Source organism: Leucobacter edaphi (assembly GCF_016522535.1).
GTDB classification, from domain to species: Bacteria; Actinomycetota; Actinomycetes; order Actinomycetales; family Microbacteriaceae; genus Leucobacter; species Leucobacter edaphi.
Genome location: NZ_JAEHOI010000002.1, coordinates 687,105 through 710,856, shown reverse-complemented (window position 1 = coordinate 710,856; position 23,752 = coordinate 687,105). Strand labels below are relative to the sequence as shown.

General features: G+C 68.6%; 21 protein-coding genes. 6 read left to right on the top strand and 15 right to left on the bottom strand.

Translation table 11 applies throughout. The annotated features are described in order from the left end of the window. Positions 1 to 68: 68 nt before the first annotated feature. The 5 genes from JD292_RS04625 to sufB are packed head-to-tail and all read right to left on the bottom strand — an operon-like array spanning position 69 to position 4,147. Positions 69 to 419 (bottom strand): metal-sulfur cluster assembly factor, encoded by a 351-nt coding sequence (locus JD292_RS04625; RefSeq protein ID WP_233613295.1) that lies wholly within the window; start codon positions 417 to 419, stop codon positions 69 to 71. A gap of 16 nt (positions 420 to 435) precedes the next feature. Next, complete coding sequence (gene sufC, locus JD292_RS04620; RefSeq protein ID WP_200131514.1) at positions 436 to 1,194, bottom strand: Fe-S cluster assembly ATPase SufC; 759 nt, start codon at positions 1,192 to 1,194, stop codon at positions 436 to 438. Next, positions 1,191 to 1,523, bottom strand: a complete 333-nt coding sequence (locus JD292_RS04615; RefSeq protein ID WP_200131513.1) for a Rieske 2Fe-2S domain-containing protein — start codon at positions 1,521 to 1,523, stop codon at positions 1,191 to 1,193. Before JD292_RS04615 ends, sufC begins: the two co-directional genes overlap by 4 nt. Then, positions 1,524 to 2,729, bottom strand: a complete 1,206-nt coding sequence (gene sufD / locus JD292_RS04610) for a Fe-S cluster assembly protein SufD (protein WP_200131512.1) — start codon at positions 2,727 to 2,729, stop codon at positions 1,524 to 1,526. After that, entirely contained in the window at positions 2,729 to 4,147 is a 1,419-nt protein-coding gene (gene sufB, locus JD292_RS04605; RefSeq protein ID WP_200131511.1) for a Fe-S cluster assembly protein SufB, read from the bottom strand. Before sufB ends, sufD begins: the two co-directional genes overlap by 1 nt. 345 nt (positions 4,148 to 4,492) lie before the next feature. Between sufB and JD292_RS04600 the strand changes: the two genes are divergently transcribed. Further along, entirely contained in the window at positions 4,493 to 5,437 is a 945-nt protein-coding gene (locus tag JD292_RS04600; RefSeq protein ID WP_233613290.1) for a COX15/CtaA family protein, read from the top strand. 287 nt (positions 5,438 to 5,724) lie between these two features. Here the strand turns inward: JD292_RS04600 and JD292_RS04595 are convergent, their stop codons facing one another. Beyond that, positions 5,725 to 6,657, bottom strand: coding sequence for a heme o synthase (locus JD292_RS04595; protein WP_200131510.1), 933 nt, complete (start codon positions 6,655 to 6,657; stop codon positions 5,725 to 5,727). Between the two features lie 90 nt (positions 6,658 to 6,747). On the opposite strand from JD292_RS04595, the gene tkt reads away from it, so the two are divergent. From tkt to JD292_RS04580, 3 genes are read left to right on the top strand one after another with little or no spacing between them, the layout of a single operon-like run. After that, positions 6,748 to 8,847 (top strand): transketolase, encoded by a 2,100-nt coding sequence (gene tkt, locus JD292_RS04590; RefSeq protein ID WP_200131509.1) that lies wholly within the window; start codon positions 6,748 to 6,750, stop codon positions 8,845 to 8,847. Then, positions 8,847 to 9,959, top strand: coding sequence for a transaldolase (tal, locus tag JD292_RS04585; protein ID WP_200131508.1), 1,113 nt, complete (start codon positions 8,847 to 8,849; stop codon positions 9,957 to 9,959). The genes tkt and tal overlap by 1 nt, the downstream gene beginning before the upstream one ends. Further along, on the top strand, positions 9,956 to 11,587 hold the full coding sequence (locus JD292_RS04580) for a phosphoglucose isomerase-related protein (protein ID WP_200131507.1): 1,632 nt from the start codon (positions 9,956 to 9,958) through the stop codon (positions 11,585 to 11,587). The genes tal and JD292_RS04580 overlap by 4 nt, the downstream gene beginning before the upstream one ends. Before the next feature lie 79 nt (positions 11,588 to 11,666). Here JD292_RS04580 and JD292_RS04575 read toward each other — a convergent pair whose 3' ends face one another. From JD292_RS04575 to uvrA, 9 genes are all read right to left on the bottom strand, one after another. Further along, the gene (locus JD292_RS04575; protein WP_200131506.1) at positions 11,667 to 12,032 is read right to left on the bottom strand and encodes an RNA polymerase-binding protein RbpA; all 366 of its coding nucleotides are present in this window, start codon (positions 12,030 to 12,032) and stop codon (positions 11,667 to 11,669) included. A gap of 119 nt (positions 12,033 to 12,151) precedes the next feature. Further along, on the bottom strand, positions 12,152 to 12,400 hold the full coding sequence (secG, locus tag JD292_RS04570) for a preprotein translocase subunit SecG (RefSeq protein ID WP_200131505.1): 249 nt from the start codon (positions 12,398 to 12,400) through the stop codon (positions 12,152 to 12,154). A 114-nt stretch (positions 12,401 to 12,514) separates the two neighbouring features. Beyond that, entirely contained in the window at positions 12,515 to 13,342 is an 828-nt protein-coding gene (gene tpiA / locus JD292_RS04565; RefSeq protein ID WP_369411146.1) for a triose-phosphate isomerase, read from the bottom strand. Then, positions 13,339 to 14,541 carry a phosphoglycerate kinase gene (locus JD292_RS04560; protein WP_200131504.1) on the bottom strand — a complete coding sequence of 401 codons (1,203 nt, stop codon included), beginning with the start codon at positions 14,539 to 14,541 and terminating at the stop codon, positions 13,339 to 13,341. Before JD292_RS04560 ends, tpiA begins: the two co-directional genes overlap by 4 nt. Before the next feature lie 32 nt (positions 14,542 to 14,573). Then, entirely contained in the window at positions 14,574 to 15,191 is a 618-nt protein-coding gene (locus JD292_RS04555; RefSeq protein ID WP_200131503.1) for a superoxide dismutase, read from the bottom strand. Between the two features lie 138 nt (positions 15,192 to 15,329). Further along, on the bottom strand, positions 15,330 to 16,310 hold the full coding sequence (gene whiA, locus JD292_RS04550) for a DNA-binding protein WhiA (RefSeq protein ID WP_200131502.1): 981 nt from the start codon (positions 16,308 to 16,310) through the stop codon (positions 15,330 to 15,332). 60 nt (positions 16,311 to 16,370) lie between these two features. Continuing rightward, positions 16,371 to 17,249 (bottom strand): RNase adapter RapZ, encoded by an 879-nt coding sequence (gene rapZ / locus JD292_RS04545; RefSeq protein WP_200131501.1) that lies wholly within the window; start codon positions 17,247 to 17,249, stop codon positions 16,371 to 16,373. Further along, on the bottom strand, positions 17,242 to 19,176 hold the full coding sequence (gene uvrC / locus JD292_RS04540) for an excinuclease ABC subunit UvrC (RefSeq protein ID WP_200131500.1): 1,935 nt from the start codon (positions 19,174 to 19,176) through the stop codon (positions 17,242 to 17,244). The genes rapZ and uvrC overlap by 8 nt, the downstream gene beginning before the upstream one ends. Before the next feature lie 19 nt (positions 19,177 to 19,195). Continuing rightward, complete coding sequence (gene uvrA, locus JD292_RS04535; protein WP_369411145.1) at positions 19,196 to 22,204, bottom strand: excinuclease ABC subunit UvrA; 3,009 nt, start codon at positions 22,202 to 22,204, stop codon at positions 19,196 to 19,198. A 123-nt stretch (positions 22,205 to 22,327) separates the two neighbouring features. Here uvrA and JD292_RS04530 point away from each other — a divergent pair, with 123 nt between their 5' ends. Continuing rightward, a complete protein-coding gene (locus JD292_RS04530; RefSeq protein WP_200131499.1) occupies positions 22,328 to 22,972 on the top strand; it encodes a hypothetical protein in 645 nt (214 codons plus the stop codon). After that, complete coding sequence (locus JD292_RS04525; protein ID WP_200131498.1) at positions 22,969 to 23,682, top strand: hypothetical protein; 714 nt, start codon at positions 22,969 to 22,971, stop codon at positions 23,680 to 23,682. The genes JD292_RS04530 and JD292_RS04525 overlap by 4 nt, the downstream gene beginning before the upstream one ends. Positions 23,683 to 23,752: the final 70 nt, after the last annotated feature.

Genomic DNA, 23,752 nt, shown 5'->3' with positions numbered 1-23,752 from the left:
GGGCCCGGACGCGCGAAGCGCGCCGGGAGCGCATCGGAGGGAACGCGCCTCCGACCGAACGACGAGAGCTAGATGGCGAACCCCAAAGCCCTCATCATATCGCGACCGTCATCGGTGATCCGCTCGGGCGTCCACGGCGGCATCCACACCCAGTTGATGCGGAACGCGGCCACGAGGCCGTCGAGCGCCTCGGCGATGTCGTTCTCGATGACGTCCGTGAGCGGGCAGCCGGCGCTCGTGAGCGTCATGCTGATCACCAGGGCGTCATGCTCCTCGTCGAAGGCGAGATCGTAGATCAGGCCGAGGTCGACGATGTTGACGCCCAGCTCGGGGTCCGAGACGTTCTTCAACGCCTCGATCGCCTGCTCGCGGAACTCCGGGTCGATCGACTTCGGAACGTTCACGGACTCTTCTGACATGGTCTCAGCCTAGGCCTTACGCCTCGACGAGGAAACGGTCGTAGCCCTCGTTCTCGAGACGCTCAGCGAGCTCGGGGCCGCCCTGCTCGGCGATACGGCCGTTGACGAACACGTGCACGTGATCGGGCTTGATGTAGCGGAGGATGCGCGTGTAGTGCGTGATGAGCATCACACCGAGGTCGGTGTTCTGCTTCGCGCGGTTGACACCCTCCGAGACGATCTTCAGCGCGTCGACGTCGAGGCCGGAGTCGGTCTCGTCGAGGACGGCGAACTTCGGCTTCAGCAGCTCGAGCTGGAGGATCTCGTTGCGCTTCTTCTCGCCACCCGAGAAGCCCTCGTTGACGTTACGCGCGGCGAACGACTCGTCCATGCGGAGATCGGCCATCGCCTGCTTGACGTCCTTCATCCAGGTGCGGATGGAGGGCGCCTCGCCGTCGATCGCGGTCTTGGCGGTGCGGAGGAAGTTCGCGTTGGTGACGCCCGGGATCTCGACCGGGTACTGCATGGCGAGGAAGAGACCGGCCTGGGCGCGCTCGTCCACCTCCATGTCGAGCACCTCTTCGCCGTCGAGCAGGATGGAGCCGCTCGTGACCTCGTAGCGCGGGTGGCCGGCGATCGCGTAGGCGAGCGTCGACTTGCCGGAGCCGTTCGGGCCCATGATGGCGTGCGTCTCACCCTGCTTGATGGTGAGGTCGACGCCCTTCAGGATCTTCTTCGCGCCCTGATCGGTCTCGACGCTGACGTGCAGGTCCTTGATTTCAAGAACGGAGCTCATGATTCAATCTCTTTCGTAACAGTGGGGTCGATGTAGACATTGCCGTCCTCGACCTCGACGACATAAACGGGGACCGGCTCGTACGCCGGCAGGTTCTGGGGCTTTCCGGTGCAGAGCGAGAAGGCCGAGCCGTGGGCCCAGCACTCGAGCGTGTCGCCCTCGACGAAGCCCTCGGACAGACTGATCTGTCCGTGGCTGCAGGTGTCGCCAATGGCGTGGACGACACCCTCCGAGTCGAGGACCACGGCGATCGGCACGTCGTCGATGACGACGCGCGTCGCCTGGTCCTGGACCAGATCGTCGAGGCTGAGCACCATCGTCCTCGGCATCTACGCGCCCTTGACCGCGACGCGCACGCTGTCCGCGAGCTCGGCCTCGACGGCGGCCTGCAGCCGCTCCTCGGTGGCCTCGTCGCCGATCTGTGCGATGACCTCGAGCAGGAAGCCGCGCACGACGAGCTTGCGAGCCTCCTCCTCGGAGATGCCGCGGCTCTGCAGGTAGAAGATGTGCTCGTCGTCGAAGCGGCCGGTCGCGGAAGCGTGGCCGGCACCCTCGATGTCGCCGGTCTCGATCTCCAGGTTGGGGATCGAGTCGGCGCGCGTGCCCTCGGAGAGGACCAGGTTGCGGTTCTGCTCGTAGCTGTCGGTGCCCGTCGCGCTGCGGCGGATCAGCACGTCGCCGATCCACACGGTGTGCGCGCCCTCGCCCTGCAGCGCGCCCTTGTAGGTGACGCGGCTGCGGGTGTGGGGGGCGTCGTGGTCCATGTAGACCTGGTGCTCGAGGTGCTGGCCGGCGTCGGCGAAGTAGGCGCCGAGCGCCTCGCCGTTCGCGCCCTCGTGATCCAGGTGGATCGAGGGGTTGAGGCGGACGATGCCGCCGCCGAGGCTGACGACGATGTGCGTGAGCGACGCGTCGCGGCCGACGGTGGCGTAGTGGCTCGCGAGGTGGATCGCCTCGTCGTCCCACTGCTGCACGCTCACGAGGGTGAGGTGCGCGCCCTCCTGCAGCACGATCTCGACGTTCTCCGAGAGCTGGGCGGCGCCCGAGTTCTCGATGATGACGAGTCCGCGGCTGTTCGGGGCCGCCTCGATGACGGTGTGCCCCGCACGCGGCGCGGCATCGAGCGCGTCGCGCGTGATCACGGTGGTGGTGCGCTCGTCGGAGGCGATCGTGACGAGGTGGGCCTCCCCGAACGCGCTCCACGCCGCAGCGGCGCCGCGCTCTTCGGGGATGCCGGCGCGCCCGATGCGGGCGTCGTCTCGGGCGATCCACTCGGAGGTGACGCCAGCGGCCTCGGTCACGGTGACCGGGATGCGGCCGCCGTCGAGCTCGCCGTTCAGGAGAGCGTCGAGCTTGGCGACGGGGGTGAACTTCCAGGTGGCCTCGCGTCCGGTGACGACCTCGAAATCGCTGACGTTCGTCGACTTCGGCCGATCCGAGCGGGTCTGCACCGGGGCGCGGTTCGCCCAGTCGCCGTCCGAGTGCGCCTTCAGCCCGTGCTGAGCGGTGTCCTGGGGAGCAACAACTTCGGTCATTATCCGACGGATCCTTCCATGCCCATCTCGATGAGCTTGTTGAGTTCGAGCGCGTACTCCATGGGGAGCTCGCGGGCGATCGGCTCGATGAAGCCGCGAACGATCATCGCCATCGCCTCTTCCTCCGCGAGACCACGGCTCATCAGGTAGAAGAGCTGGTCCTCGCTGACGCGGGAGACGGTGGCCTCGTGGCCGAGCTCCGCGTCGTCGGTGCGGATGTCGATGGCGGGGTACGTGTCGGAACGCGAGATGCGATCCACAAGCAGCGCGTCGCAGACGACCGAGTTGGCCGCGTGATGCGCACTCGCCTCGACCCGGACCTCGCCGCGGTAGCCGGTGCGGCCGCCGCCGCGTGCGATCGACTTCGAGAGGATCGACGACTTGGTGTGCGGTGCGAGGTGGATCATCTTCGCGCCGGCATCCTGGTGCTGGCCGGGGCCGGCGAACGCGACGGAGAGGGTCTCGCCCTTGGCGTGCTCACCCGTGAGGTAGATCGACGGGTACTTCATCGTGACCTTGGAGCCGATGTTGCCATCGACCCACTCCATGGTCGCGCCCTCTTCCGCGATGGCGCGCTTGGTGACGAGGTTGTACACGTTGGTCGACCAGTTCTGGATCGTCGTGTAGCGCACGCGGGCGTTCTTCTTGACGATGATCTCGACGACCGCGGAGTGCAGCGAGTCCGACTTGTAGATCGGGGCGGTGCAGCCCTCGATGTAGTGGACGTAGCTGTCCTCGTCGGCGATGATGAGCGTGCGCTCGAACTGGCCCATGTTCTCCGTGTTGATGCGGAAGTAGGCCTGGAGCGGGATCTCCACGTGCACGCCCTTCGGGACGTACACGAACGAGCCGCCCGACCAGACGGCGGTGTTCAGCGCGGCGAACTTGTTGTCGCCCGAGGGAATGACCGTGCCGAAGTACTCCTCGAAGATCTCCGGGTGCTCCTTGAGCGCGGTGTCCGTGTCGAGGAACAGGACGCCCTGTGCCTCGAGATCCTCGCGGATCTGGTGGTAGACGACCTCGGACTCGTACTGCGCGGCGACGCCGGCCACGAGACGCTGGCGCTCGGCCTCGGGGATCCCGAGACGCTCGTAGGTCTCCTTGATCTCCTCCGGGAGCTCCTCCCAGCTCGTGGCCTGCTTCTCCGTCGAGCGGACGAAGTACTTGATGTTGTCGAAGTCGATCTCCGTGAGATCGGCGCCCCACGTGGGCATCGGCTTGCGGCCGAAGATCTGGAGCGCCTTCAGGCGACGCTCGAGCATCCACTCCGGCTCGTTCTTCAGTGTCGAGATCTCTCGCACGACCTGCTCATTGAGGCCGCGCTTTGCAGTCGCACCGGCCTCATCGCTGTCGTGCCAGCCGAACTCGTACTGCCCCAAGCCTTCGAGCTCGGGTCGGTCGATCAGTACCTCTGGCATGATCCCTCCCTCATCCTTCAATTCGCGAGGAGCCAGTGGGCGACCGGAGGGAATCCGGGCCGTATCGTGCTGAGCGCACGGGACTGGCTCCCTGCAGCAGTGCAGTAGACTGGGCTTCGGACGGAACCGCTTCTCACCGGTGTTTTCACATCATCTGAGGATTCGGTTCGCCGTACGCAACCACAGCTTCTTATTCTACAGACTTTCCAGTGTTTCTGGGAGGTCCTCCGCGGGAGCGGCGATTCGGTGGAAATCCCAGCTGGGACAGCGCGGCACGCTCCGGATTTCCGGAGAGCGCGCGAAGCGGGGATACAGAGGCGGGACCCGAGGAAAAGAGGAGTCACGTTGTCCGCAGCGCGCAACGACGTCGTCATCGAGGCCGCACAGGCCGCGCCGATCACCTGGCGTCCGCCGCGGTTCCTCGCGGTTAGCGCGTGGGTCTCCTTCGTGCTGAACACCCTGATCATCGCCACGGGAGGCGCCGTGCGCCTGACCGGTTCCGGGCTCGGCTGCCCGGACTGGCCCCTCTGCGCTCCCGGCTCCCTCGTGCCCACGCAGGAGCTGAGCTACCACTCGCTGATCGAGTTCGGCAACCGGACGATCTCGGGCCCGCTGCTCGTCTTCGCGATCCTCGTCGTCGTGCTCAGCTGGCGGATCCGCGCCCAGCGCCGCGATCTGCTCGTCATCTCGCTCGTCGTGCTCGGCCTGGTCGCGCTCCAGGCGCTCGTCGGCGGCATCATCGTGTGGATGCACCTGAACGCCAACCTCGTCGGTTTCCACTACGTCGTGTCGCTCGCGCTCGTGTGCATCACCGCAGCGTTCCTCGCGCGCATGTACGAGCCCCCGGTCCCCCGCGAACTCGCCGTGCCGAAGCCGTTCATGATCCTGGCGCACGTCTCCACACTCGTGATGGCGCTCACGGTCCTGTTCGGGGTGCTCACGACGGCGAACGGTCCCCACTCCGGCGACGCCACGATCCAGCGCGACGGCGTCGACGCGACCCTCATGAGCCACGTCCACTCGTGGCCGGGCTACGCGGCGCTCGCACTCACGATCGCGCTGCTGATCTGGGCCGCGGCCGGCCGTCTTCGCCCGCTGAAGTGGATCGTGACCCTCCTCGTCATCCTGCTGGTGCAGATCGCCGTCGGGATCTATCAGGCGCGCAACGGTCTCCCCGAGCTCTGGGTCGGCGTCCACATGGTGCTCGCGTCGCTCACCGCGGCGACCATGACCCTCGTGGTGCTCCGGCTCAAGCGCCCGGTGGCGGATCCCGCCGTCGCGCAGCGCTGAGACGCTCGACCCCTCGCGGACGGGGCGGTTCAGCGCCGCGAGGCGACGGCAGCGATCGCTGCTGGGATCGATCCGTCGATCGAAGCGGGGTGGGTCGTGCGCCGCAATTCGCTGATCACCGCAGGGATGCTGCGGCCGGCCGTACCTGATCTCTTCTGACCCGTCTCGGCCTCATCTGCGCCGGTGGCACGCGGCTCCCCCGAATCGGCGGCGGGGCCGTTCACGACGGACACGGAGCGGGCGCTGGCGTCTGATCCCGGCCGACACGCCGGGCCAGCGGCCGGGCGTTAGAAGGGCAGCAGCGGGTCGATCGCGATGCCGACGGAGAGCAGCGAGAGGTAGACGATCGAGCCGTGGAAGACCCGCATCGGGCTGCCCTCCTGCCCGCGGATCGCCGCGCTGTAGAGCTTGTGCGCCTCGACGAGGAAGTACGCGCCGGTCGCGAGGGCGATGACCGTGTAGGTCCATCCCATGTCGGCGACCGGGATCAGGATCAGGCTCGATGCGACCGTCGCCCAGGTGTAGAGGATGACCTGCAGGCCCACGGTGATCCGGCCGCGCACGACGCCGAGCATCGGCACGCCGGCATTGGCGTAGTCGTCGCGGTAGCGCATCGACAGCGGCCAGTAGTGGGCCGGGGTCCAGAGGAAGATGATCAGGAAGAACACCCAGGCCGGCCAGTCGAGCGAGCCGGTGACCGCGGCCCAGCCGATGAGCACGGGGAAGCAGCCCGCGATCCCGCCCCAGATGATGTTCTGCTCGCTGTGGCGCTTGAGCACGAGCGTGTAGATGACCACGTAGAAGAAGATCGCTGCGGCCGAGAGCGCGGCGGCGAGCCAGTTCGTGGTGAGCAGCAGCCAGACGACCGAGACGACCCCGAGCACCCACGAGAAGATGAGCGCGTTGCGGTCGGAGATCTCGCCGGTGACGAGCGGGCGGTTCGCGGTGCGCTTCATCCGGCGATCCATGTCGCGGTCGATGTAGCAGTTGAACGAGCCGGCCGAGCCCGCGCTGAGGGCGCCGCCGATGAGCGTCGCGAGCACGAGCCACAGGTTCGGGAGGCCGCGAGCGGCGAGAATCATCGCGGGCACGGTGACGACGAGCAACAGCTCCATCACGCGCGGCTTCGTGAGCGACACGTAATTCTTGATCGTCCGACCGAGCGACGGACGAGGGCGCTCCGAACGGTCCTGGGCCTGGGCTGAGATCTGCGTGGACATCATCTCTATCGTACCCCTTCCGCAGACTAGGATTGGTGAGGGTGCGCCGGGCCGGCGTCTCGAACCGTCTTCCCCTCGGAAAGGTATGTCTTGGGAATCGAATTGCAGTGGGACGAACTCGACGATCGCGCGGTGGATACCGCGCGGGTGCTCGCGGCGGACGCGGTGGAGAAGGTGGGCAACGGCCACCCGGGAACCGCGATCAGTCTCGCGCCCGTCTCCTACCTGCTGCACCAGCGCGTCATGCGCCACGATCCCGCTGATCCGCACTGGATCGGGCGCGACCGTTTCATCCTCTCCGTTGGCCACTCCTCGCTGACGCAGTACGTTCAGCTCTACCTCGGCGGCTACGGCCTCGAGCTCGAAGACCTCCAGTCGCTGCGCACCTGGGGCTCGAAAACCCCCGGTCACCCCGAGTACGGGCACACGGACGGCGTCGAGATCACGACGGGCCCGCTCGGCCAGGGCCTCGCCTCAGCCGTCGGCTTCGCCTACGCTGCGCGCTACGAGCGCGGGCTGTTCGACCCCGAGGCCGCTCCCGGCACGAGCCCCTTCGACCACTTCATCTACGTGATCGCCGGTGACGGAGATCTGCAGGAGGGCGTCACGAGCGAGGCCTCGTCGCTCGCCGGCCACCAGGAGCTCGGCAACCTGATCGCGATTTACGATTCGAACCAGATCTCGATCGAGGACGACACCGACATCTCCTTCTCCGAGGACGTGGCGAAGCGCTACGAGTCGTACGGCTGGCAGGTGCTCGAAGTCGACTGGAAGCGCACGGGCGAGTACGTCGAGGACCTCGCCGAGCTGAACGCCGCAATCGAAGAGGCGAAGGGCGACACGACGCGCCCGAGCCTCATCATTCTGAAGACCATCATCGGCTGGCCCTCCCCCGGTAAGCAGAACACCGGCGGAATCCACGGCGCCAAGCTCGGTGCCGAGGAACTCGCAGGCCTCAAGGAGGCCCTCGGCTTCGATCCGGCCGAGCACTTCGCGGTGGCCCCCGAGGTCATCGCGCACACGCGCGAGGCCGTCGAGCGCGGCGCCGAGAAGCGCGCCGAGTGGCAGCGGGCCTTCGACGCTTGGGCCGCGGCGAACCCCGAGCGCAAGGCGCTCTTCGACCGGGTCGAGGCCCAGGAGCTTCCCGCGGGAGCCCGCGAGGCGCTTCCCGAGTTCGAGCCGGGCGCGAGCGTCGCAACGCGCGCTGCGAGCGGCAAGGTGCTCGCGGCGCTCGGGCCGATCATGCCCGAGCTGTGGGGCGGCTCAGCCGACCTCGCCGGGTCCAACAACACGACGATCCCCGGCGTCCCCTCCTTCGTCCCCGCGAACCACTCGACCTCGACCTGGTCGGGCGACCCCTACGGCCGCGTGCTGCACTTCGGGATCCGCGAGCACGCGATGGGGGCGATCCTCAACGGCATCCAGCTGCACGGCAAGACCCGCAGCTACGGCGGCACCTTCCTGATCTTCAGCGACTACATGCGCCCGGCCGTGCGTCTCGCAGCGCTCATGAACGTGCCGAGCATCTTCGTCTGGACGCACGACTCCATCGCGCTCGGCGAGGACGGTCCGACGCACCAGCCGATCGAGCAGCTCGCCACGCTCCGCGCGATCCCCAATCTCGCGATGGTCCGCCCGGCCGACGCGAACGAGGTGTCGGTCGCGTGGCACGAGATCCTGCAGCGGCACGAGGGCCCCACGGGAATCGCGCTCACCAGGCAGAACGTCCCCGTGCTTCCGCGCGGCGGCGACTTCGCCGAGGCGGAGGGCGTGCGCAAGGGCGCCTACGTGCTCGCAGACTCCCCCACGGACTCGCTCGACGTGATCCTCATCGCCACGGGCTCCGAGGTACAGCTCGCCGTCGAGGCCCGCGAGCGCCTCGCGGCCGACGGTGTCGGGGCGCGCGTCGTCTCGGCGCCCTGCCTCGAGTGGTTCGCCGAGCAGACCCCCGAGTACCGCGAGAGCGTGCTCCCCGCGGCCGTCCGCGCTCGCGTGAGCGTCGAGGCCGGGCTCTCGCTCGGCTGGGAGCGCTACGTCGGCGACGCCGGGCGCTCGGTCTCGATCGAGCACTTCGGCGCCTCGGCCGATTACGAGACCCTCTTCCGCGAGTTCGGGATCACGACCGAAGCGGTCGTCTCGGTGGCGCGCTCGAGCCTCGAGCAGCTCGGCGGCCTCGGAGAGCGAGCCTGATGAGCGCGCGACCCACCGCGGCCCTCTCCCGCGCGGGCGTGAGCATCTGGCTCGACGACCTGTCGCGCAGGCGGATCGAAAGCGGAGAACTCGCCGCGATGATCCGCGATCTCGACGTCGTCGGGGTCACCACCAATCCCACGATCTTCGCCGGCGCTCTGGCCGGGGGCGAGGGCTACGGCCCCGCGATCGCCGCGTGCGCCTCCGCAGGCCTCGGAGCCGACGAGACGATCGTCCGCCTCACGACGGCGGATGTCGCCGCCGCCTGCGACGTGCTCGCAGAGACCTACGCGGAGAGCGGCGGCGTCGACGGACGGGTCTCGATCGAGGTCTCCCCCGCGCTCGCGCGCGACACCGAGGGGACGATCGCCGAGGCGCGCGAGCTCTGGCGCCGGGTCGATCGTCCGAACGCGATGATCAAGATTCCGGCGACCGTGGAGGGGCTCCCGGCCATCACCGCCGCGATCGCCGAGGGGATCAGCGTAAACGTCACCCTGATTTTCAGCCTCGAGCGCTATCGCGAGGTGGTCAACGCCTACCTCACGGGTCTCGAGCGAGCCCGGATCGCTGGCCTGGATCTGAGCGGGATCCACTCGGTCGCCTCCTTCTTCGTGTCGCGGGTCGACACCGAGGTGGACGCGCGACTGGACGCCCTCTCGGATCCCGAGGCGCGCGAACTGCGCGGCCGCGCCGGGCTCGCGAACGCCCGCCTGGCCTACGAGGCCTTCGAGGAGTCGTTCTCGAGTGAGCGTGCGCGGTACCTGATCCGCGAGGGTGCGAACCTGCAGCGGCCGCTCTGGGCCTCCACCGGGGTGAAGGATCCCGCGCTCCCCGACACGCTGTACGTGACGGGACTCGTCTCCGCGCACGTGGTCAACACGATGCCGGAGGCCACGCTCCGCGCGTTCGCCGACCACGGCGACGTTGCCGGCGATTCGATTCGGACCGAGTACCTGGAGTCCAACCAGCTGCTCAACGCGCTCGACGCCGTGGGAATCGACTACTCCGAGGTCACCGAGAAGCTCGAGACCGAGGGGCTCGCCAAGTTTGAGCAGTCCTGGGCGGAACTGCAGCAGACCGTGAACACCGCGCTCGAGGAGGCTGGTGCATGACGCTCACGCTGGCGATCGATGAACGGCTCACCGCCGATCCCCGCTACGCGGAAACGCTCGCCGAGCTCGTCGACGAACGCGTCGCGAGCCGGATCTTCGCGCTCGACGCGTCGCTCTGGGGAGCCGACGCCGAGGCCGAGGCCGCCGCGCGCCTCGGGTGGACCGACTTCGCCGCGGGCGCCGACGAGGCGATCGGCCGCGTGTCGGGGATGCGCGAGCGCTTCGCAGAGGACGGCGTCGACCGGATCGTGCTTTGCGGCATGGGCGGCTCGAGCCTGGCGCCCGCGGTGATCGCGCGCTGGGCCGGGGTCCCCCTCACGGTGCTCGATTCGACGCACCCCGAGGTCGTCGCCAGGGCGCTCGCGGACGATCTCGCCCGAACCGCCGTGGTGATCAGCTCGAAGTCCGGAACGACGATCGAGACGCAGAGCCACCGCGCCGCGTTCGAGCGCGCTTTCGCCGAGGCCGGCATCGATGCCTCGCGGCGCGTGCTCGTGGTCACGGACCCCGGCTCACCCCTCGAGCGCGCGGCCGCCGATGCGGGCCAGGCCGTGTGCAACGCCGACCCGGACGTGGGCGGTCGGTTCTCCGCGCTCACCGCGTTCGGGCTCATTCCCGCGGGCCTCGCCGGGGCGGACATCGCCGCACTCGTCGCAGAGGCCCAGGCGGTGCGGGAAGCACTCGCGCAGGACTCCCCCGACAACCCCGCCCTGCGGCTCGCCGCAGCGATCTCCTGCGGGCTCCCCGGCCGCTACGTCCTCGGAATCACCGCGGCTGACGATGCGAACTGGGGATTCGGCACCTGGATCGAGCAGCTCGTCGCCGAGTCCACCGGAAAGGACGGCCGAGGGGTGCTCCCGATCTCGCTGCCGGACCGCGCGCCGGAGCTCTCCCGTCACGCCGACACCCAGCTCCTCATCGAGATCCGCGACGCGCGCGCGACCGACGTCGAGGAGCACGAGGGCATCGTCGTCCAGGCGGCGCTCGGGGCGCAGTTCCTCCTCTGGGAGGTCGCCACTGCGGCGCTCGGTCGTATCATGGGAATCGACCCGTTCAACCAGCCAGACGTCGAGTCGGCGAAGGTAGCGGCGCGCGCGGTGCTCGCCGATCCGGCTGGACACCCCGAGCCCGTGGGAACGCCCCTCGCCGGGGTTCCCGGCGCGACGCTGCTCGCCACCCCCGCCGGGGTGGACTCCCCCGCGTCCGCGGCCGAGATCATCGCGGCGATCGCGGAAATGATCCCCGAGGGCGGCTACCTCGCGATCCAGGCCTATCTCGACCCGGAGACGCCCGCGCGGGACAGCCTGCACGAACTGCGTGATCAGCTCGCCGAACACCTGACGGTTCCCGTGGCGCTCGGCTGGGGGCCGCGCTACCTGCACTCCACGGGTCAGCTCCACAAGGGCGGGCCGGCGCTCGGCGCGTTCCTGCAGCTCTGCGACGGTTCGCTCGGCTCGCTGCCCATCCCCGGAACGGGCGGAAGCTTCGAGACCCTGATCGCCGCGCAGGCGCGTGGCGATCGCGCCGTGCTCGAGGAGCGTGGCCGCCCCGTGCTCGCGCTGTCGCTCACGGAGCCCGCCGGGGTGCTGCGGCAGCTCGCCGAAGCCGCCGCCCGGCACACCGCGTAGCACCCGCGGCGAAACGACGAAGGGGGTGAGTTCCGATTCTGGAACTCACCCCCTTCCGCGTTCTCGCGGTGCGAAGTCGTTACGCCTTGGCGCGCGCGGTGCCTCGGCGGGCGCGCAGCTTCTCGAGGGCCTGCTCGAGCAGCTCGGCGGCCTCCTCCTCCGTGCGACGCTCCTTCACGTAGGCGAGGTGCGTCTTGTAGGGCTCGTTCTTGAGGAGCTGCGGCGGGTTCGCCTTGTCGCGGCCGGCGGGAAGGCCGGTCGTCGGGCAGTCGATCTGCTCGGGGATGTCCTCTTCTGCGACGTCGGCCGCGAAATAGCGGACGGTCTCGTTGCCGAGCGCATCCCAGTAAGAGATCTTCACTCGGTCGGCGCGCGCTCCGTGATCCTGCTCCCCCATGGGGCCGGATCCGACGCGGGCACCACGGATGGCGTTACTGCCGGCCATGGTTTCCTTTCTGCAGTGTGCTGCGAGGGGTGACGGCGCGATGCGAGAGCACACGAACGCATGCGCGCGTCAGGACTGGCTGCGCCCGGTTCACCGGGCGGGCTGCTCCGAGGCTCGGGTCAGACGACCGAGAAACGGGCGAGGAGGCCGAGGCCCACGATCGATGCGACCCACACGAGCGACACAATGACCGTGATCCGGTTGAGGTTCCGCTCGGCAACACCCGACGAGCCGAGGCTCGAGGTCACGCCGCCGCCGAACATGTCGGAAAGGCCGCCTCCGCGACCCTTGTGCAGCAGGATGAACAGGGTGAGCAGCAGGCTCGTGATCACGAGGATGACGATCAGTGCGATCTTGAGAATGAGCACGCTTCACCTTTCAGGGGTCAGTTGCGTGGAAGCCAACGACCAGTATAGCCGTTGAACGATGGGAACGTCGTCAGGCGCGGCCATGCGACCGGCGCGATGCTCCCGAACTGCTGGTCAGCCAGCCGTCACGTGCTTCTTGAACTGCACGATCTTGGCGAACTCGTCGGCCTTGAGGCTCGCGCCGCCCACGAGGGCGCCGTCGACGTTCGGCTGGCGGAGGAACGCGGCAACGTTCTGGCTCGCGACGGATCCGCCGTAGAGGATCCTGGTGGCCGCGGCGACCTCGTCCGAGCGCAGGTCGCGCAGCGACTCGCGGAGCGCCTTCGCGACCTCCTCGGCCTGCTCGGGGGACGCCGCCTGGCCGCTCCCGATCGCCCACACGGGCTCGTAGGCAACCACGAACTCTGCGCCCTCGGGCAGCGGCGCGACGGCCGCGGCGAGCTGGGCCAGCGGGATCGCGGCGGCGCCGTGCGCCTCGAGGTCCTCTGCCGTCTCGCCGACGCAGATCACGGGGATCATGCCGGCGCGGCTGGCGGCCAGTGCCTTTGCGCCCACGGTCTCGTCGGATTCGCCGTGGCCGTGGCGGCGCTCGGAGTGCCCTACGAGCACGTAGCGGGTCTCGAGCTTGGCGAGCATCGCCGCGGAAACGTCGCCCGTGTACGCGCCGGAGGCGTGCGGGGACACATCCTGCGCGCCGAGGCCGAGCGCGAGCTTATCCGCGGCGATCAGGGTCTGCACCGAACGCAGATCGGTGAACGGCGGGAACACCGCCACCTCGGCCTGGGAGAAGTCGTGGCGCACGTCCTTCAGTGCCCACGAGAGCTTCTGGACGAGCGCGATCGCCTGCAGGTGATCGAGGTTCATCTTCCAGTTGCCCGCGATGAACGGGACACGATCGGTCTGCGGGAGCGGCTCGCGCAGCTCGGGGATCTGGTCGTTCACGCGAGGACCTCCAGGCCGGGGAGCTGCTTGCCCTCGAGATACTCGAGGCTCGCGCCGCCGCCCGTGGAGATGTGGCCGAACTGGTCATCGGTGAAGCCGAGCGCGCGGACGGCAGCTGCCGAATCGCCGCCGCCGACGACCGTGAAGCCGTCCGTCTCGGTGAGCGCGCGGGCGACCTCGCGGGTGCCGCCGGCGAACGCCTCCATCTCGAAGACGCCCATGGGGCCGTTCCAGAAGACGGTGCGGGAGTCGCGGATGATGTCCGCGAAGTTCTGGGCGGAATCGGGCCCGATGTCGAGGCCGATCCCGGAGGTGCCGAAGGACGAGGACTCGATCGCGTCGGCAGCGACGACCTCGTGGGCCGCGTCCGGGGCGAACGCCTCGGCGACGATCACGTCGGTGGGAAGCACGATCCGGACCCCGCGCGCCTCAGCGTCGCGGAGGTACCCCTTGACCGTGTCGAGCTGATCCTGCTCCAGCAGGCTCGCGGCAACGCCGTGGCCCTGGGCGGCGAGGAACGTGAAGAGCATGCCGCCGCCGATGACGAGGGTGTCGACGCGCTCGATGAGGTGGGAGATGACGCCCAGCTTGTCGGACACCTTCGAGCCGCCGAGCACCACGGTGTAGGGCCGCTCGGGGGTGTCGGTGAGACGCTTCAGCACCTCGAGCTCCGCGGCGACCAGGCGGCCCGCCGCGCTCGGAAGGAGCGTGGCGAGGTCGTAGACGCTCGCCTGCTTGCGGTGGACGACGCCGAAGCCGTCCGAGACGAACAGGTCGCCGAGCGCTGCCAGCTCCTGAGCGAAGGCGAGGCGCTCCGCGTCGTCCTTGCTCGTCTCCCCCGCGTTGAAGCGGAGATTCTCGAGGAGCACCACGTCGCCGTCGGTGAGCGCCGCGACGGCGGCCGAGGCTTTCGCCCCGACCGTCTCGTCGACGAACTCAACCGGTGCGCCGAGGAGCTCCGACATGCGCTTCGCCACGGGCCGGAGCGAGAAACGCTCCTCCGGCTCGCCCTTGGGGCGTCCCAGATGGCTGATCAGCACCACCTTCGCACCGGCATCACGCAGTTCGCGGATGGTGGCGAGGGAAGCGCGGATCCTGCCGTCGTCGGTGATCTCCCCATCGGAGATCGGGACGTTCAGGTCGCAGCGGACGATCACGGTGCGCGAGCGCAGCTCGCCCAGGGATTCGATGGTGCGCATGTGCGGGGGTGACTCCTCGGTGTGCGGGGTGACTAGATCAGGCCGGGCGTCTGCGCGCGGGCAGCCTCGAAGCGCTTCGCAACATCCTGCCAGTTGGCGATGTTCCAGAAGGCTTTGACGTAGTCGGCGCGGACGTTCAGGTAATCCAGGTAGTAGGCGTGCTCCCAGACATCGAGCATCAGCAGCGGGATGGTGCCAGCGGGCAGGTTGCCCTGCTGATCGAAGAGCTGCACGATGTTGGCACGCTGACCCAGCGAGTCCCACGCGAGCACCGACCAGCCGGAGCCCTGAACGCCGAGCGCGTTCGCGGTGAACTGCGCCTGGAACTTCTCGAAGTCACCGAAGAACTCGTCGATCGCTGCCGCGAGCTCGCCCTCGGGACGCTCGCCGCCCTCGGGCGACATGTTGTTCCAGAAGATGCTGTGGTTGACGTGACCGCCGAGGTTGAACGCGAGGTCCTTCTCGAGCTTGTTCACGTTCGCGAGGTTGCCCGACTCGCGGGCCTCCGCGAGCTGCTCGAGGGCGGTGTTCGCGCCCGTGACGTAGGCCTGGTGGTGCTTGTCGTGGTGCAGCTGCATGATCTTGCCGCTGATGTGCGGCTCGAGTGCCGCGTAGTCGTAGGGAAGCTCAGGAAGTGTGTAAGCAGCCATAATTCGCTCCGATCTGTGAATCGACGATGTTTCGGCCTCAGTCTATCGAGGCGCCCGCTTTCGGGAACGGCGGGTTGCAGTGCAGTCCCTGAATTTCGCGACCGGCGGAAACGCGGAATGCGGCCGCCCGATCAGGTGTTACATGGAGTCCAGTTCCTCGGGCAGATTCGCCTCGGTACCCGGGATCCCCTTCGCTGCTGCCTCCTTGTCGGCCATCGCGAGCAGGCGCCGAATCCTGCCGGCGACCGCGTCCTTCGTGAGCACCGGCTCCGCGCGGGCGCCGAGGTCGTCGAGGCTCGCCTCGCGATGCTTGAGACGGAGCTCGCCGGCGTACCGGAGATGCTCGGGGATGTCATCGCCGAGGATCTCGAGCGCACGCTCGACGCGGGCGCAGGCGGCCACCGAGGCCTGTGCGGAGCGGCGAAGATTCGCGTCGTCGAAGTTGACCAGGCGATTCGCCGTCGCGCGGGTCTCGCGGGCGCGACGCAGCTCGTCCCAGGACTCGCGCGCCTTCACAGCGCCCATTGCGCCCAGCATCGCGCCGATCGCCTCGCCGTCGCGGATGATGACCTTGTTCTGGCCACGGATCTCTCGGCTCTTCGCCTCGATCCCGAGCCGGCTCGCGGCACCGACGAGCGCCATCGCGACCTCGTTGCTGGGGCACACGATCTCGAGGCTCGAGGAACGCCCCGGCGCTGTCAGCGTGCCGCGGGCGAGGAACGCGCCCCGCCAGATGGCGGCGAGCTCGGGCTGTGCGCCCGTCGTCAGGCGATTCGGGAGGCCACGGATCTGACGTCGGCGCTGGTCGAGGAGCCCGAGCTGACGGGCGAGGGTCTCGCCGTCGATGACGCGGACGAGGAACTGGGGCGCACCCGGCCGAGTGCTCGACGGCGGGAGCTGCTTCGCGTCCGAGCGGACGCCGTACAGCTCGGCCAGGTCCTTGCGCACGCGCTGCACGATCTGCGGTGTGTGGAGCTCGGCCTCGAGTGCGATCCGGCCCGAGATCGTGTGCAGGCCGCCCGCGAGCCGGAGGACCGTCGCTACCTCTGCAACCCGCTCGCCGGTGCGCTGCACCTGGAAACGAACGAGCTCACTCTTTACCTCGGGGGTAGACAGCACGAATGGGGTCCTTTCAGGAACTCGAATGGAATCGGAGGGTGCGCAGCTCGGCGCGCCAAATTACTCGCGACCGAGGTCGCGATGGCGCAGCGTGACGCTGACACCCGGAAGCCCGGCAAGCCGGTCGGCGAGCTCCCTGGCGGTGGCCACCGAACGGTGCTTGCCACCGGTGCATCCTACCGCGAGTGAGGCGTGTCGTTTGTTCTCCCGCTGGAAGCCGGCGAACACGGGCGTGAGCGCCGCCACATAGTGGTCGAGGAACTCCGAGGCCCCGTCGCGGCCCAGGACGTAGTCCTTCACCTCGGGGTCGACGCCCGTGAGGGCGCGGAGTTCGGGCTCCCAGAACGGGTTCGGCAGGAACCGCATGTCGACCATGAGATCGACGTCGGTCGGCGCACCGTATTTGAATCCGAAACTGAGTACGGAGAGCTGCAGCCCGGGGGTGTCCTCGTCGGAGAACAGATCCCGCGTAGCGGTCGAGAGATCGTGCACGTTGTAGCGCGACGTGTCGATGACCACGTCGCTGGACGCGCGGAGCTCCTGCAGGCGCTCGCGCTCGAGGCGGATCCCCTCGAGCAGACTGCCGGCTTCGCCCTGGAGCGGGTGCGGGCGACGAACGGACTCGTAGCGACGGACCAGGATCTCGTCCGTCGCATCGAGGAACACCACGCGGACCGCGGCGTTCGTCCGGAGATCGGAGACGGTCTGCTGGATGTCCGCGAACAGGTCGCGGCCGCGCACGTCGACGACCGCGACGATCTTCGGCAGCGCACCACCCGAGCGATCGGCCATGTCGGCGAGCGTCTTCAGCATTGCGAGCGGGAGGTTGTCGACGACATACCAGCCGAGATCCTCGAGCGTGTTCGCGACCGTGCTCCGACCGGCACCAGACATGCCGGTGACGATCAGGATCTCCTGCGGGGGAACCGCCTCACTCATTGACGCCCTCCTCGATCCGTTCCGTTTCTTGCGACGCTTCAAGCTTAGCGTCCGATGCCGGATCGTTCCCGAGGTGCTGGAGGATCTGCTCCGCGATCTTCTCCCCAACCCCGGGGGCCGCCGCGAGTTCCTCGAGCGAGGCCGCCTTCAGCCTGGTCACCGAGCCGAAGTGGCGCAGGAGCGCCTTGACCCGTTTCGGACCGAGGCCGGGGATTTCGGACAGGCGGCTCGAAATCGAGGAGCTGCGGCGCTGCCGCTGGAAGGTGATCGCGAAGCGGTGGGCCTCGTCGCGGATTCGCTGCACCATGAACAGCGCCTCGCTCGTGCGCGGCAGGATGACGGGGAACGGATCATCCGGGAGCCAGATCTCCTCGAGCCGCTTCGCGATCCCGCACAGCGCGACGTCGGTGATGCCGGCCTCGGCGAGCGCGCGCTGCGCGGCCTTGACCTGGGGTTCGCCGCCGTCGACGATGAGCAGCTGCGGGCGATCGCGATACACGCCCGTGGGCTGAGCGCCGCTCTCCCGCAGCTGGTTGAGCTGCGCGGCACGGCGCGAGACGACCTGGAAGATGGAGTCCGTGTCGTCCGTCGTCTCTTCGATCCGGTACCGGCGGTACGCGCCCTTGGCGGGCAGGCCGTCCTCGAAGACGACGAGCGAGGCGACGACATCGGTGCCCTGCAGGTGGGAGACGTCGATGCACTCGATCCGGAGCGGGGCCTCCTCCATGCCGAGAGCCCGCTGGAGTTCGGCGAGGGCGTCGGTGCGCGCCGTGAGGTCGGCGGCGCGCTTCAGCTTGTGGCGGACGAGGTGCTCCCCCGCGTTGAGCACGGCGCGCTCCATGAGCTGCAGCTTGCCGCCGCGCTCGGGCACGCGAACGCGGACGCGGCCCTTCCGCGGGCGCTTCTGCGAGAGCGCCCCCTCGAGCGCCTCGCGATCGTCCGGGGCGAGTGGAACGAGGATCTCGGGAGGCGGCTCCCGATCGCCCTCGTACGCGGACTGAATGACCTGTTCCAGAAGGCTTCCCGGGGAATCGTCGAGCTCGACGTCAACGATCCAGCTGCGTTCACCCCGGATCCTGCCCCCGCGGATGATGAACTGGTGCGCCGCCGCCGCCAGCTCGTCGGAGCGGAGTCCGAAGACGTCCAGGTTGACGTCCATGCCGAGCACGACGGCGTTCTTCTCCATCACGTGTTCGACGGCTCTGACCTGGTCGCGCAGCCTCGCCGCGTCCTCGTACCGCTGCTCCGCGGCCGCGTCCCGCATGCGCCGCTGCAGTGCCCGCAGGTGGCTCGTGTCGCCTCCTGCGAGGAAGGAGACGAGCTCGTCCACCCGCTGACGGTGCTCCTCGATGGTGAGCACCTGCGAGCAGGGGCCCGAGCAGCGACCGATCTGGCCGGCGAGACAGGGGCGGCCGGACGCCATGGCGCGCTTGTAGTCGGCGTCGTTGCAGGTGCGGATCGGGAACGCCTGTTGCAGCAGCGAGGTGGTCTCCCGCAGCGCCCAGACCTTCGGGTAGGGGCCGAAGTATCGGGCGCCACGGATCTTCTCGTTGCGGGTGATGATGAGCCTGGGGGCCTCCTCGCGGAGCGTGACCGCGAGGTAGGGATAGGTCTTGTCGTCCTTGAACTGGACGTTGAACGGGGGTTTGAACTCCGTGATCCAGGTGTGCTCGAGGACGAGGGACTCGGTGTCCGTCGCGACGACGGTCCAGTCGAGGCGCGCCGCGAGCGCGAGCATGCGCCGGGTGCGCGGCATCAGAGCGTGCAGCGGCTGGAAGTAGTTCGAGAGCCGGGCGCGGAGGTTCTTGGCCTTGCCGATGTAGAGCACCCGGCCGTGACGGTCGGAGAACCGGTACACGCCGGGCGATGTGGGGATCTCGCCCTGGGCCGGACGGAATGCGGCCCGATTGTCGCTCGGGTCCATCATGCTCAGAGACTCCCGCGTTTCACGCGTTCACCGGCTCTTCTTCGCGCGCCTTCCGCTTCGCTCCGCCCTGTTCTCCTCGTGCGCCCGAGGAGATCGCCGCGACGCGGCTCTGGGCGCTCGCCCGCGCCGACTTCGCCGCCCAGCCATCGAGGACCTCCGCGAGGAACTGGCCGGTGTGGCTGTCCGGGTTCTTCGCGAGCTGCTCGGGAGTGCCCTCGGCGATGATCATGCCGCCCCCTGAGCCGCCCTCAGGGCCGAGGTCGATCACCCAGTCGGCGCTCCTGATGACGTCGAGGTTGTGCTCGATCGTGATGACGGTGTTGCCCTTGTCGACGAGGCCGTTGAGCACGAGGAGAAGCTTGCGCACGTCCTCGAAGTGGAGCCCAGTGGTGGGTTCGTCGAGCACGTAGATGCTGCGACCGTTGGAGCGCTTCTGGAGCTCGGTCGCGAGCTTGACGCGCTGCGCCTCGCCGCCGGAGAGGGTGGTGGCGCTCTGGCCGAGACGGACGTAGCCGAGGCCGACATCGACGAGCGTCTTCATGTAGCGGTGGATGCTCGAGATCGGTTCGAAGAACTCCTCCGCCTCCGAGATCGGCATGTCGAGGACCTCGGAGATGTTCTTGCCCTTGTAGCGCACCTGGAGCGTCTCCCGGTTGTAGCGCGACCCTCCGCACACCTCGCAGGCGACGTACACGTCCGGGAGGAAGTTCATCTCGATCTTGAGCGTGCCGTCGCCCGAGCAGGCCTCGCAGCGGCCGCCCTTCACGTTAAAGCTGAAACGGCCAGGCAGGTAGCCGCGGATCTTCGCCTCCGGGGTCTCGGCGAAGAGGTTGCGGATCTTGTCGAACACGCCCGTGTACGTGGCAGGGTTCGAGCGGGGGGTGCGGCCGATGGGGGCCTGATCGACGTGAACGACCTTGTCGAGGTGCTCGAGTCCGGTGACGCGGGTGTGCTTGCCCGGCACGAGGCGGGCGCCGTTGAGCTGGTTCGCGAGCACGCGGTACAGGATGTCGTTCACGAGCGTCGACTTACCCGAGCCGGAAACGCCGGTGACCGCGGTCATGATCCCGAGCGGGAACGTGGCGTCGACGTTCTTGAGGTTGTTGGATCGCGCCCCGACGACCTTGAGTTCGCGCTTGCGATCCCGCTTCCGCCGCTTCTTCGGGGTCTCGATGCCGCGGCGGCCGGCGAGGTAGTCGCCCGTGATGGAGCGCTCGTTCTCGACGAGTTCGGCGTAGGACCCCGAGTGGACCACCGTGCCGCCCTCGACGCCGGCGCCCGGCCCGATGTCGACGATCCAGTCGGCAGCCTCGATGGTCTCCTCGTCGTGCTCGACGACGATCAGGGTGTTGCCGAGGTCGCGGAGCTTCAGGAGCGTCTCGATCAGGCGCCGGTTGTCGCGCTGGTGCAGGCCGATGCTCGGCTCGTCGAGCACGTAGAGCACACCGGTGAGACCGGAGCCGATCTGGGTGGCAAGGCGAATGCGCTGCGCTTCGCCTCCCGACAGGGTGCCAGCGGCGCGGGCGAGCGTGAGGTAGCCGAGACCGACCTCGATCAGGAAGTCGAAGCGCAGCCGGATCTCGCGCAGCACCTGCGCGGCGATCTTGGCCTCGCGCTCGGTGAGCACCACGTCGTCGAAGAAGCGCTTCGCGTCCAGCAGGCTGAACTCGCCGACGCTGGCGATCGATTCGCCGTCGACGGTGACCGCGAGCACCTCGGGCTTGAGGCGCTGCCCGTTGCAGGCGTGGCAGGGAACCTCGCGGAGAAACTCCGACCAGCGATCCCGTTTCGCGTCCGACTCCGCCTCGGCGTACTGCCGCTCGATGAAGGGGATGACCCCCTCGAAGCCGGAGGTGTACTTGACCTCGCGGCCGAAGCGGTTCTTCCAGCGCACGCTCACCTTGAAGTTGTTCCCGTAGAGCACGGCCTCGCGGACCTCTTCGTCGAGCTGCTCCCAGGGGGTGTCCAGCGTGAAGTCGAGATCGGCAGCCAGGCCGTTCAGCAGCTTCTCGTAGTACTGGTAGAGGCTCTTCCCCTGGCTGGTCCACGGAACGATGACGCCCTCGGTGATCGACAGCTCCGGGTCCCCGAGCACGAGATCCTCGTCAACCGACATGCTCGTTCCGAGGCCGGAGCACGTGGGGCACGCACCGAACGGCGCGTTGAAGGAGAAGGTGCGCGGCTCGATCTCGGTGAGCTGGACCGGGTGCTGGTTGGGGCACGAGAGATGCTCCGAGAAGCGCTGCGTGCGATCCTCCGCGTCGGGGTCACGATCGACGAAATCGACGGTGACGACTCCCCCGGCGAGACGCAGCGAGGTCTCGAGCGAGTCGGTCAGCCGCCCGAGCACGTCCGGCCCGGCGACGAGGCGGTCGACAACGACCGAGATATCGTGCTTGATCTGCTTCTTGAGCTTCGGCGGATCGGACAGCTGCACGAGCTCACCGTCAACGAGCGCGCGGGAGTAGCCGCCAGCCGCGAGGTCCTGGAAGAGATCGACGAACTCGCCCTTCTTCTTCACGACGACCGGGGCGAGCACCTGGTAGCGGGTGCGCTCCGGCAGCTCCATGAGGCGATCGGCGATCTGCTGCACGGTCTGCGATGCGATGCGTTCCCCGCAGACGGCGCAGTGCGGGATGCCCACGCGCGCCCAGAGGAGGCGCATGTAGTCGTAGATCTCCGTGATCGTGCCGACGGTGGAGCGTGGATTGCGGTTCGTGGACTTCTGGTCGATCGAGACGGCGGGGCTGAGGCCCTCGATGAAGTCGACATCCGGGCGATCGACCTGGCCGAGGAACTGGCGTGCGTACGCGCTGAGCGACTCGACGTAGCGGCGCTGACCCTCCGCGAAGATCGTGTCGAAGGCGAGGCTGGACTTGCCGCTCCCCGAAAGGCCGGTGAAGACGACCATCGAGTCGCGGGGAATGGCGAGATCGACGTTCTGCAGGTTGTGCACGCGGGCGCCCTGGACGCTGATCTGGGCGTGCGCAGCGGAGGAACGGATGGGGGCGGGGCTCGTCGAAGTCACCGTCCTATCTTACTTCGAATCGGCTGCAAATTCGAACATATGTGCGAAGTGATTCTGGGGATCCACCCTCCCATCGGCAAGATTTGCGGGTACTATTGAAGAAAGCAAGCGAAAGGAGTCACGATGTCGATCGCACAGCTCCCGGGGCGCGCCGCCCCGCGCAACTCCCGTGCCGATGACGCGGCAGCCGGGTCGCGGGAACGCCTGCTGGCGCTCGTCACCCGGATCGACGCCGAACGCCTCGACGTCGCCGAGGAGCTCTTCGAGGAGATCCTCGCCCACCAGGAGGCGGGCACCGGCAGGCTGACCGTCGGCGAGGTGGACGCGCTCGCGCGAGCGGGCGTCAGCACCGCGGCGATCGGCGCGCCAACGGCCCTTCCCGCGACGACGCGCGGGAAGCTCTGGGAACGGCAGATGGCCGATCGCAGCGCGACCGTGAGCGAGGTCGCCGAGATGCTCGGGGTCACCGCCGCGCGGATCCGGCAGCGGTGCGCGGCTGGCACCCTGATCGCGCAGCGACGCAGCGACGGGTGGCACCTCCCCCGCTTCCAGTTCCCCGAGGACCGTGAACCGCGGGGCTGGAGCACCGTCGCGAGGTCGGTTCCGCGAACGGCGCCGCTCCTCCTCGTCGAACGCGTGCTCACCTCCCCGAGCGCCGCACTCGTCTTCGAGGACGAAGACCTCGCACCGCTCGACTGGCTCGCCCGCGGCGGGGATCCCGCGGCCGCGGCGATCGCGGTCGACGACGCGCTGAACCGGCTGCCGTGAGCGAACTGCTCCCCCGGCCCGATCGCTCCCGCTTCCCCGAGCTCGTCGCGGGCGAAACCTGGGTGCGCGAAATTCCCGCGGGCACCATGCTCACCAGGATCTACCGTGCCGGCGGCGCGCACCCCGTCGAGTGGCACACGTTCCGCGAGTACGGCCCCCTCGATGGCCGCTTCGACCCGCAGCCCGAACCCATCGGGGAGCATCCCGGCGCGGGCGTGCTCTACACCGTCCTCGAATCCCGGCTGAGCGATGCGGGTCAGCGCGAGCGGCACGGGGAGGCCGATCCCCTCGAGGAAGCCGTCTCCGGTCCCTTCGCAGCGGCCCTGCTCGAGGTATTCCAGGCCCAGCGCATGATCCGCCGCAGCGCAGGCACTCCGGTGCTCGCGCTGTTCGAGGTCGCCCGCTCGCTGCACCTGCTCGATCTCGCGGATAGCGATTGGGTCGCGGTGGCGCACGGCAACGGCGCGATCTCGGCCGGCGACCGTTCGCGGTCGCGGGAGTGGGCTCGCGCGATTCGCGCGCACTACCCCGAGATCGACGGGCTCGTCTCCGCGTCCTCGCTCGTCCCCTCGGCGCGACTGGCGACGCTGTGGGAGCCGGCGCGGTCGGCGATCCCGGAACATCCGCTCGCCCTGATCCCCCTCGAACGGGACGAGCTCACGGGCGTGATCGACGCGATCGCGGATCGCTACGGCTACATCCTCGTGTGACGAGGCGTCTTCGGACGCCTTCGGCCTCGAGCCGCATACTCTGGTGCGTATCGGAGTTTCGGAGGACGGG

What these genes read in the sequence shown, in the direction of transcription:
- JD292_RS04625 (WP_233613295.1), bottom strand. Translation starts at nt 419, where the DNA reads ATGTCAGAAGAGTCCGTGAACGTTCCGAAGTCGATCGACCCGGAGTTC.
- sufC (WP_200131514.1), bottom strand. Translation starts at nt 1,194, where the DNA reads ATGAGCTCCGTTCTTGAAATCAAGGACCTGCACGTCAGCGTCGAGACC.
- JD292_RS04615 (WP_200131513.1), bottom strand. Translation starts at nt 1,523, where the DNA reads ATGCCGAGGACGATGGTGCTCAGCCTCGACGATCTGGTCCAGGACCAG.
- sufD (WP_200131512.1), bottom strand. Translation starts at nt 2,729, where the DNA reads ATGACCGAAGTTGTTGCTCCCCAGGACACCGCTCAGCACGGGCTGAAG.
- sufB (WP_200131511.1), bottom strand. Translation starts at nt 4,147, where the DNA reads ATGCCAGAGGTACTGATCGACCGACCCGAGCTCGAAGGCTTGGGGCAG.
- JD292_RS04595 (WP_200131510.1), bottom strand. Translation starts at nt 6,657, where the DNA reads ATGTCCACGCAGATCTCAGCCCAGGCCCAGGACCGTTCGGAGCGCCCT.
- tal (WP_200131508.1), top strand. Translation starts at nt 8,847, where the DNA reads ATGAGCGCGCGACCCACCGCGGCCCTCTCCCGCGCGGGCGTGAGCATC.
- JD292_RS04580 (WP_200131507.1), top strand. Translation starts at nt 9,956, where the DNA reads ATGACGCTCACGCTGGCGATCGATGAACGGCTCACCGCCGATCCCCGC.
- JD292_RS04575 (WP_200131506.1), bottom strand. Translation starts at nt 12,032, where the DNA reads ATGGCCGGCAGTAACGCCATCCGTGGTGCCCGCGTCGGATCCGGCCCC.
- JD292_RS04560 (WP_200131504.1), bottom strand. Translation starts at nt 14,541, where the DNA reads ATGCGCACCATCGAATCCCTGGGCGAGCTGCGCTCGCGCACCGTGATC.
- JD292_RS04555 (WP_200131503.1), bottom strand. Translation starts at nt 15,191, where the DNA reads ATGGCTGCTTACACACTTCCTGAGCTTCCCTACGACTACGCGGCACTC.
- rapZ (WP_200131501.1), bottom strand. Translation starts at nt 17,249, where the DNA reads ATGAGTGAGGCGGTTCCCCCGCAGGAGATCCTGATCGTCACCGGCATG.
- uvrC (WP_200131500.1), bottom strand. Translation starts at nt 19,176, where the DNA reads ATGATGGACCCGAGCGACAATCGGGCCGCATTCCGTCCGGCCCAGGGC.
- JD292_RS04530 (WP_200131499.1), top strand. Translation starts at nt 22,328, where the DNA reads ATGTCGATCGCACAGCTCCCGGGGCGCGCCGCCCCGCGCAACTCCCGT.